The 8,284-nt window shown below is 70.9% G+C and carries 5 protein-coding genes and 1 pseudogene; 3 read left to right on the forward strand and 3 right to left on the reverse strand.

What is annotated here, in order from left to right; genetic code table 11:
• The 3 genes and pseudogenes from V6U79_RS24320 to V6U79_RS24330 all read right to left on the reverse strand — a co-directional run bounded on the left by V6U79_RS24320 (nucleotide 1) and on the right by V6U79_RS24330 (nucleotide 4,603).
• Nucleotides 1-3,846 carry an nSTAND1 domain-containing NTPase gene (locus V6U79_RS24320; RefSeq protein ID WP_334615943.1) on the reverse strand — a complete coding sequence of 1,282 codons (3,846 nt, stop codon included), beginning with the start codon at nucleotides 3,844-3,846 and terminating at the stop codon, nucleotides 1-3.
• Between the two features lie 108 nt (nucleotides 3,847-3,954).
• Nucleotides 3,955-4,146, reverse strand: a pseudogene (locus V6U79_RS24325) (hypothetical protein).
• Nucleotides 4,147-4,207: 61 nt separating this feature from the next.
• Complete coding sequence (locus V6U79_RS24330; protein WP_334520226.1) at nucleotides 4,208-4,603, reverse strand: hypothetical protein; 396 nt, start codon at nucleotides 4,601-4,603, stop codon at nucleotides 4,208-4,210.
• A gap of 113 nt (nucleotides 4,604-4,716) precedes the next feature.
• Between V6U79_RS24330 and V6U79_RS24335 the strand changes: the two genes are divergently transcribed.
• From V6U79_RS24335 to V6U79_RS24345, 3 genes are read left to right on the forward strand one after another with little or no spacing between them, the layout of a single operon-like run.
• Nucleotides 4,717-4,989, forward strand: coding sequence for a hypothetical protein (locus V6U79_RS24335; protein WP_046564757.1), 273 nt, complete (start codon nucleotides 4,717-4,719; stop codon nucleotides 4,987-4,989).
• The gene (locus V6U79_RS24340; RefSeq protein WP_334615945.1) at nucleotides 4,982-5,593 is read left to right on the forward strand and encodes a DUF6879 family protein; all 612 of its coding nucleotides are present in this window, start codon (nucleotides 4,982-4,984) and stop codon (nucleotides 5,591-5,593) included. The genes V6U79_RS24335 and V6U79_RS24340 overlap by 8 nt, the downstream gene beginning before the upstream one ends.
• A gap of 3 nt (nucleotides 5,594-5,596) precedes the next feature.
• Nucleotides 5,597-7,993 (forward strand): ATP-binding protein, encoded by a 2,397-nt coding sequence (locus tag V6U79_RS24345; protein ID WP_334615946.1) that lies wholly within the window; start codon nucleotides 5,597-5,599, stop codon nucleotides 7,991-7,993.
• Nucleotides 7,994-8,284: the final 291 nt, after the last annotated feature.

Here is an 8,284-nt window from a genome sequence, read left to right on the forward strand (position 1 = left end):
TCAGCAGGCGGGGCTGTACGGCACGCCCGGCACGTACTGGGCCCACTCCTCGACGGTCACCGGGGCACCGACTGTGGCGCACATACCGGCGGCGAGCCGCGTTGGGTCGGTCTCCCAGATCCGTGCTGTGGCGTCGGCGCTGCCGGCGGCGATCGTGTGGCCGTCCGGGCTGAAGGCAACCACGTAGAATGCCTCGTCGGTGTGGCCCAGGCTGGCCACCACGGCCGGCCGTTGCGGGTCGCGGACGTCCCAGAGCCAGACGGTGCCGTCGGTGGACGCGGCGGCGATCGTCGCGCCGTCCGGGCTGAAGGTCACCCAGTACGCGTAGCTGGTGGGTCCCAGCAGCGGCCGCGGTAGCGGCCGCGGGTGCCCGGTGTTGTCGAGTGCCCAGAGCCGGACGGTCTTGTCGGCGCCGCCGACGGCGAGGATCCGCCCGTCCGGGCTGAACGCGACGCTGTACGCGTATCCGGTGGAGCCATGCAGGGGTGCGCCGAGCTGGCGGGGCGCGGCGGGCGTGGCGACGTCGAAAAGTCGGACGCGTCCCTCGGTGTCGGCGGTGGCCAGCACGGGAAGCCGTGGATGGAAGGCCGCCGACAGCACCATGGCGCCGTCCCCGCGGATCGTGGCCGCCGGACGCGGGTTGTCGGGGCGGGTGACGTCCCACAGGTAGGTGTTGCCGTCATCGCCGGCGGCGGCGAGCAGAGAGCCGTCGCGGGTGAACGCAATGGTCTCGATCAGCGCCGCGGCGCCGACTAGCGGCGGCCCGACACGAATCGGGCGGTCAGGCCGGGCGACGTCCCAGAGTTCCACGTCTCCGGACCGGCCGCCGACGGCGAGGAGACGGCCATCAGGGCGGAAGGCTGCCGTGCCCGCGTACCCGTCGGCGCTTCCTGGGCGGCGGATAGGGGCGGTCAGGGGCGTCGGTCGCCGTGGGTCCTCGACGCGCCAGAGCTGGATCGTCTCGTCGCGGCTGGCCGTCACCATAACGCCGCCGTTAGGGCTGAAAGCGGTGGCGAAGATGGATCCGGTCGCTTCGGCCAGCAGCGGCCCGGGTAGTGCCCACTGTCGGACGAACCCGTCGGTGCTGCTGCTCACGAGCGTCTCGCCACGTGCGCCGAAGGCGAGCGCGGTTATCGGGGCAGGGTGCGGCAGCGTCTGAATCACCCGTCGGGTTGCGAGTTTGACGACGGTGAGGTTCTTGTCCGACGAGCCGATGGCGAGGCTGTTCCCGTCCGGGCTGAACGCGATCGCGTTGACCCAGCTCGACGGCCCGGTGATCGGGGCGCCATGCAGGACCGGTCGGGGACCCCGCAAGTCCCACATGCGCACACTGTTGTCGCCGCTACCGCTGGCCAGCAGCGCCCCGTTCGGGCTGAAGGCGAGGGCCAGCACCTTGCCGTCGTGCCCCCGGAGGGTGCCCGCCGCAGTGGGGCGCCGTCGGTCCGCAAGCGCCCACAGGTGCACGGTGCGGTCGGCGCTGCCGGCGGCGAGCAGCCGTCCGTCAGGGCTGAAGGCAACGGCCTGCACCGCGTCGCCCGGCCCGGCCAACGACGGTGCGGGGGTGTGGACACGCGACCCGTCAGACGTCCACAGCCACACGTTCCGGTCGGCGCTGCCGGCGGCGAGGACGCGACCATCCGGGCTGAATGCGAGGGAGTAGACGGTCGAGGTAGGACCGGTGACCGCCGCAAGTCGGTGTGGGCTGGCCTGGTCGTCGAGGCGCCAGAGGTGGATCTGCTTGTCCGTGCCAGCGGCGGCGAGCAGCCTGCCGTCGGGGCTGAACGTGACGGCGAACAGGGATTCGTTCGGGCCGGTGAGAGGTTCGCCCACCGCTGCGGGCGTGGGTGTGGCGGTGGCGTCCCAAAGTCGGATGCGACCGTCCGTACCCGCAGCGGCGAAGAGACGCCTGTCGGAGCTGAATGTCACCGCCTGCGCGGCGCCCGTGAACCCCGCCAGCCGGGTGACGGTCGGGGTCGCTGCCGCGTCGAGCAGGCTGGAGCGTGCCTCCACGGTCGGGGCGACGCGGTACGCGGCCAAGGCCAGGTGCCGGGCGAGGGTGGTGTCCCGGTTACGGAGCCAGTCGGCGCGGCTGGCCAGCAGCCGCGAGTAGGCCTCGTTGCGTTGCGCCACCGCCGCTCGGCGCTGGCTAGTCGCGTCCGAGCGCTGCTGGAAGGCGTAGCCGGCCAGGACGCACGAGACCATGACGAGCGCGGTGAGCGCTGCGACCGTCTGGTAGAGACGGCGGGTCCGGCGGCGGACGTGCCGGATGCTGTGCTCGAGGAATTCCCGCTCCAGCGGCGAGACCTCCTCGGGGTGATCGTCTGCCCACTCCTGCGCGGCCGCGAGGCGGGTGCCTGCGTACAGACCCGCAGGGTCGCGCTGCTCCGCCCGCCACCCGGCCGCGGCTGCCGCCACCTGTTGTCGCAGCACCAGCCCCGCCCGGTCGCCGGCCAGCCAGTCGCGCAGCGCCGGCCAGGCGGTCAACAGCGCCTCGTGACTTATCTGGACAGTGCCCGTCTCGGCCGTGACGAGCCGCTGGGTGATGAAAAGGTCGAGTACCTGTTGGGCCTCGGCGGCTTCCGCGCCGAAGGCTTCGAGCAGGTCGGCGATGCGCACCACCCGCCGAGTGTCTGGCGTGTCGACCCCGACATGGACAAGTCGAACGAGAAGACGCCGCGCGATCCGCTGTTGCGCCGGGGTGAGCGAGTCGTATGCGCTTCCGGCGGTCGCGGCGACCGCCCCCTGCACGCGCCCAACCTTGCGGTACCCGAGGAAGGTGAGCCGCCTGCCCTGGTCGTGCCGCCACGTCGCAAACAGCGCGTGCGACAGCAGCGGGAGGACGCCCGCCTCCACCTGTTCCGGTCTCGCCGCCGCCACCGCGAGATCGGCGAGCAACAGCTCGATCAAGCCATCTTCGATCTCTACTCCGGCGGTGCGGGCCGGCTCGACGATGACTGACCGCAGCTCTGCAGGCGTGAGCGGGCCGACCGTGACCTGGCGACGCTGGGCCGCATCCAGCAGGGGCGGAAAGCTCAACGCGTGCGCGTAGAAATCGGCGCGTAAGCCGAGCACGACCACCGCACCGACCGGCACCGCGGGGAGGGCCGCGAGCTCGTCGATGAAGTCAGCCGCCTCTTGGTGGGGCAGTGCCGTGAACAACTCCTCCGCCTGATCGACGACGAGCAGGGCGGGCCCGCAGGCGGATCGGATCCGGGTAGCTCGGACTTCTAGCTCCGCCTGCGGGTCGGTGCCCGGTGTCATCAGCTCCACCGTCCAGCCGCCCGGGTCGGCGGCCGCATGGTCGGCGTGCCCGTCGGAGTTGTCCGCCGTACTCTGCAGCGCCGCGATCAGGCCGGCTCGGAGCAGGGACGACTTGCCGGAGCCCGACGCGCCAACGACCAGAAGCAGGCCGCCGCCCGCCGCATGCAGGCCGATGACCGCCTCGACGAGGCTGGCGGTGAGCCCGTCGCGTCCGAAGAACCAGCGGGCATCGTCCGGTTGGAACGGCGCCAGTCCTCGGTACGGGTCGAGGCCTTGCGGGCGTGGTCCGGGGCTGCGGCGTACGCGACGCCAGGCCTCCAGCCACCCGTTGATCTCCGTAGGAGGGACCTGGCACACCGTGAGAACCTTCAGGAACAAGTCCTGTGACGCCAACGACGGCAGACCCCGCCCGGCGAACCAATCGCCGATCGTGCTGCTCGCGCTGTGGCCGCCCGCCTTCGCCGCCACCTGCCGCACGGTCAGCCCGGCGAGCTCGCGTTGTGCCGTGAGCGCCGCCGCGAACTCCGCGCGTCCGTTGATCCGGGCGAGATCGGAAAGATCGTCTGATTGAACGGAATCCGTCACCGTTCACCTCACGCGTCAACACGGAAAGTGGCGGTGACGTTACTATTGCCGCCCGGCTGGGGCGAGGTTTCGAAGCTGTCGGGTCCAAGACGGCGCCGTCCTGTGGTGTCACTCGCAGCGGTCTTCGGCGGCTCGGCCGCGTGGCTCACAGCAGCCGGGACGGTGCCGATACACCCGCAGGTCACGCCCGCCCCGATGGCCGAACTCAGTCGTGATCTCCTAGAGGCAAGCTCACTACACGACGGCTCACCCGCTGCCGGGCACTACCTGTCCGTCACCTGGCACGACGCACAGCAGCACCGCCTGCCTGCGCCGGCCGGCGGATGCGGCCAACACCCCAGTCCGCGAGACGGCGGCTGATTCAGAAATGGCTGCGGCCGCCGAAGGAGATGCCGCCGTGGACGTCACGCGCCTGCACCATCGACCCACTGACGTCGCCGGACACGGTGTTGGTCACGTTGCCCTGGTTCGCTGCCATGATTGCCTCGACCTTCGCGAAGCGTTCGCGCAATTCGGCATCGAACGCGGGATCACGAAGCGTCTCCTGTTCGAGGAGTGCGGCGAGGCGCTGCACCATGTCCGCAGTCGGGTGGCGTAGCGCAACCTCCACGGTCTGCTGGGCTGCCTGCTCGTTGCGGAATCGGTGCCGGAGGAACTCGGTCAGGCCGGCGACGGCTGACCGGGCTTCCTGTGCGAGCTCTGTGGTCGCCCAGGCGACCAGCGTCGTCGCCGCCGCGAGCATGAGCGGGTCGTCCACGCCCTTCACCCCCAGGATTACCACTGGACTGGAGCCGGCATGGGCAACTGTAATCCAGCTCTCTCAATGTTACTATCCGTGCTCTGGGCGTGACGGGCCCAGGGGAGGTCGGGATGAGTGCACACCGGTGGGAAGCGGACCCGTCCGCCGAGCTCAACCGCCGTTGGGGCAAGTCGTCGCACGAACTGGGCAACACCTCTGGCGACGGCAGCTGTCCCGACATCTGGGAGCTGAGCAACGGCGACGTCGCGGTGATCGGGCAGGACCTCACCGAGACCTACCAGGACCGGCTCCCCGAAGGAGTCTCCGTCGACCCCGGTGAGCGGCTTATCATCATCCCTCGATCGACCATGATCGCGGCGAAGGTGGACATCCCTGATGCGTGAACTCCTAGGTGGAGACCCTGGTGAGCTGTTGGCCCTCGACGACTACTGGGCCGACTTCGAACAGCGGTTCTGGAAGACCGGCTCGCCGGGCTTTTGGAAGCTGGAACGGCAGCAGATGTTCAAGGAGCCCCACGATGAGGGCTGGCAGGCTTTCGCCGCCGGCCGGTGGGACGATTCGCTGCGGATTCTTGACGCGCGGCGTCCGGAGTTCGAGGACTACTACCGGCGCATCGCCGACAGCGGGTTCGCCACCCGTCGGGTGCGGGTAGTGCAGGAGCCACTGACCCCCTACCTGCGCTGGGAGCTGCACGTGCTGCGGCTACGCCACGAATACGGCGGGCTGACGCGAGTGGTGACCCCAGACCAGGTCGCCGCTTCCGAGCTGGGTGGTCCGCTGCCGGAGATCTACACCCTCGGCACGGACGTCATGTACGAGGCGGTCTACGACGCCGACGGCGTGCTCGAGGCGGCGCGGCGCTGGCGGAACCCGGACGTGGTGATGCGGTGCCAGGAATTCATCGAGTCGCTCTACGACGGCGGTGAGCCGCTGGACGAGTTCTTCGCCCGAGCGGTGGCACCCCTGGAGCCGCCCATCCCGGACTGACCGATGGCGGTTGACGGCGGGGCGGAGCAACAACGGCCGGAGCACGGCAACCGGTCGGAGCTGTCCAGCCCCGCCGACCTGGTGCAGGCCCGCGACGTGTACGGCGGGGTCCACTTTCATCCCGGCAGCCCCCACCCCGCCGACCCGCCTCCCCGCCAGCTCCCCGGTGACGTACGCGGCTTCGTCAACCGGGTCGAGGAGCTGCGAGCGCTGGACCGGCTGCTCGGCGATGAGGCCGCCGACGCCACCCTCGTCGTCGTCACCGGCACCGCCGGCGTCGGCAAGACCGCTCTCGCGCTGCGTTGGGCGCACGCCGTGCGGCACCGGTTCCCGGACGGCCAGCTCTACGCAAACCTCCGCGGCTACGACCCGGGCCAGCCCAGTCGACCGGAGCAGGTACTGGACCGTTTCCTGCGGGCGTTGGGCGTTCCCGCGTCCGCGATTCCCGCTGATCTCGAGGACCGCGAGACGTTGTACCGCTCCCGGCTGGCTGACCGGGGCGTCCTGGTGGTCCTGGACAACGCCGCCACGGTCCGGCAGGTGCGTCCACTGCTGCCGGGCACCAGCAGCTGCTTGGTGATCGTCACCAGCCGAAGCATGCTGTCGGGTCTTGTCAGCCGCGACGGCGGCCGGCGGCTGACTCTGCGCATGTTGGCCGAAGAGGACGCGGTGACGCTGCTGCACGACGTGACCGCCGAGTACCGCACCGGCGATGACGCGGTCGAGCTCGCCGAACTGGCGCGGCTGTGTGCCAGGCTACCGCTGGCGCTGCGCATCGCCGCCGAACGGGCGGCGAGCCGGCCGTTCATGCCGCTGTCCGAGTTGATCCAGGACCTGCGCGACGAGTCGGCCCTGTGGGACGCCCTCACCGCGGAGGACGGCGAGGAAGCCGACGCCGTACGCTCCGTCTTCGCCTGGTCCTACCGGGCCCTGAACACATCGGCGGCCCGGCTGTTCCGCCTGCTCGGCTTGCATCCCGGCCCGGACCTCGGCGCCCCGGCTGCCGCCGCGCTCGCCGGCTCGCCGGTGTCACAGGTTCGGCAGCCGCTCGACGCGCTCGTCGGTGCGCACCTGCTGGAGCAGAGCGCACCCGGCCGCTACCAGCTGCACGACCTGCTGCGCGCGTACGCGGTGGATCAGGTCAAGCACCTGGAGAGCGGCGAGGATCGCCAGGCCGCGCTGCGCCGCGTACTCACCTGGTATCTGCACACGGCGGACGCCGCGCTGGCCCGCACACTCCCGTTCAGCCGGACATTGCCGTTGGCACCACCGTCCGAGGTCACGCCGCTGGACTTCGCCACTGCGGAGGAGGCGGACGCCTGGTTCACCGCCGAGCAGGACAACCTCGTCACCGCCACCCGCGCCGCGGCCGAGGCAGCGCTGCCACGGATCGCCTGGCATCTTGCCGTTCTGCTGCGCAGCGTCTTCATGCACCGCAACGCCTTCGACGCCTGGTTCACCACGGCGCGGATCGGTCTGGCCGCAGCGCGTTCGCTGGGCGACCGAGGCGCTGAGGCGGAGGCGCTGGAGAGCCTCGGTAAGGCCCACTTCCAGGCCCGCCAGCTCACGGAAGCGGCAGAGCACCACCACGCCGCGCTGGCGATCCGGCGGGACATCGGCGACGAACACGGCACGGCGGTGTCCATCAACGCGCTGGGCCTGCTGGCGCTGCGCCACCGCCGCCTCACCGACGCTCTCACGCACTTTGGCGAGAGCCTCGACATCTTCACCAGGCGCGACGACCAACGCTGGCGGGCCCTGCTGCTGAGCAACCTCGCGGAGACCCGGTACGAACTGGGTGACCTCGCCGACGCCGTGACGCTGCTGGATCAGGCGCTCGCGGTGCAGCGGAACATCGACGACCGGGGGCAGGAGGGCAACTCGCTGTTCTTCCTCAGCATGACGCTGCGCGAACTCGGGCGCACCGACGACGCCCTGACCGCGATCGAGCGGGCGCTGGCCATCGCCGAACGGGGGAGCCCGGTGTGGTTGGCGCACTGGCTGGTCGAGTACGCGCGCGTGCAGCGCGCCGTCGGCCGCCCCGCCCAGGCGCTGGAGGCGACACACCGGGCGGCCACGATCCAGCGTCAGCTGGGTGACCGCAGCCGGGAGGCGATGGCGTGGGACGGGGCCGGCGAGGCGTACCGGGAGCTGGGGCAGCCGGATCAGGCGATCGCCTTCCACCTGCCGGCGGCGGCGGTCCACCGGCAGCTCGGGGACGACTGGCAGCTCGCCCTGACGCTGGACCACCTGGCAACGGCGCTGATCGACGCCGGGCGCGCCGAGGAGGCACACCGGTGGTGGCGCGAGGCGGTCGCGCTGCTGGGCAGCTTTGCGGACCCGCGCGCGCAGCGACTGCGACGGCGCGTCAAGTCAACGCTCGGGGAGAGCGCTGCCTGACACCAATACCGGGCCAGAACAGCCCACTAGCCAGCGAAGACTCCGACTTCACCGGGTGCGGCTGGAGTATTGACAGGGTTCAGATGGCTCCTGCCTTCGGCACCGACCACCTGCGCCACCAGGGCCGGCATCGCGTTTGGACCCGCTGTCGTTTCCGTCCAAGACGGCCGCCGCAGCCACGATCTAAGGTGAACCCGTCAACCCGCCCGAGCATGAGGGGGCAGCACCATGCGTGACCTGGTCTACACCGGTTTCATGTCGCTCGACGGCGTCGTGGACTCGCCCGGCGGC

It is taken from the genome of Micromonospora psammae (assembly GCF_036902725.1).
Taxonomy (GTDB): Bacteria; Actinomycetota; Actinomycetes; order Mycobacteriales; family Micromonosporaceae; genus Micromonospora.

Coding starts and splice junctions, on each gene's coding strand:
- V6U79_RS24345 (WP_334615946.1), top strand. CDS start 5,597: ATGGCGGTTGACGGCGGGGCGGAGCAACAACGGCCGGAGCACGGCAAC.
- V6U79_RS24340 (WP_334615945.1), top strand. CDS start 4,982: ATGCGTGAACTCCTAGGTGGAGACCCTGGTGAGCTGTTGGCCCTCGAC.
- V6U79_RS24335 (WP_046564757.1), top strand. CDS start 4,717: ATGAGTGCACACCGGTGGGAAGCGGACCCGTCCGCCGAGCTCAACCGC.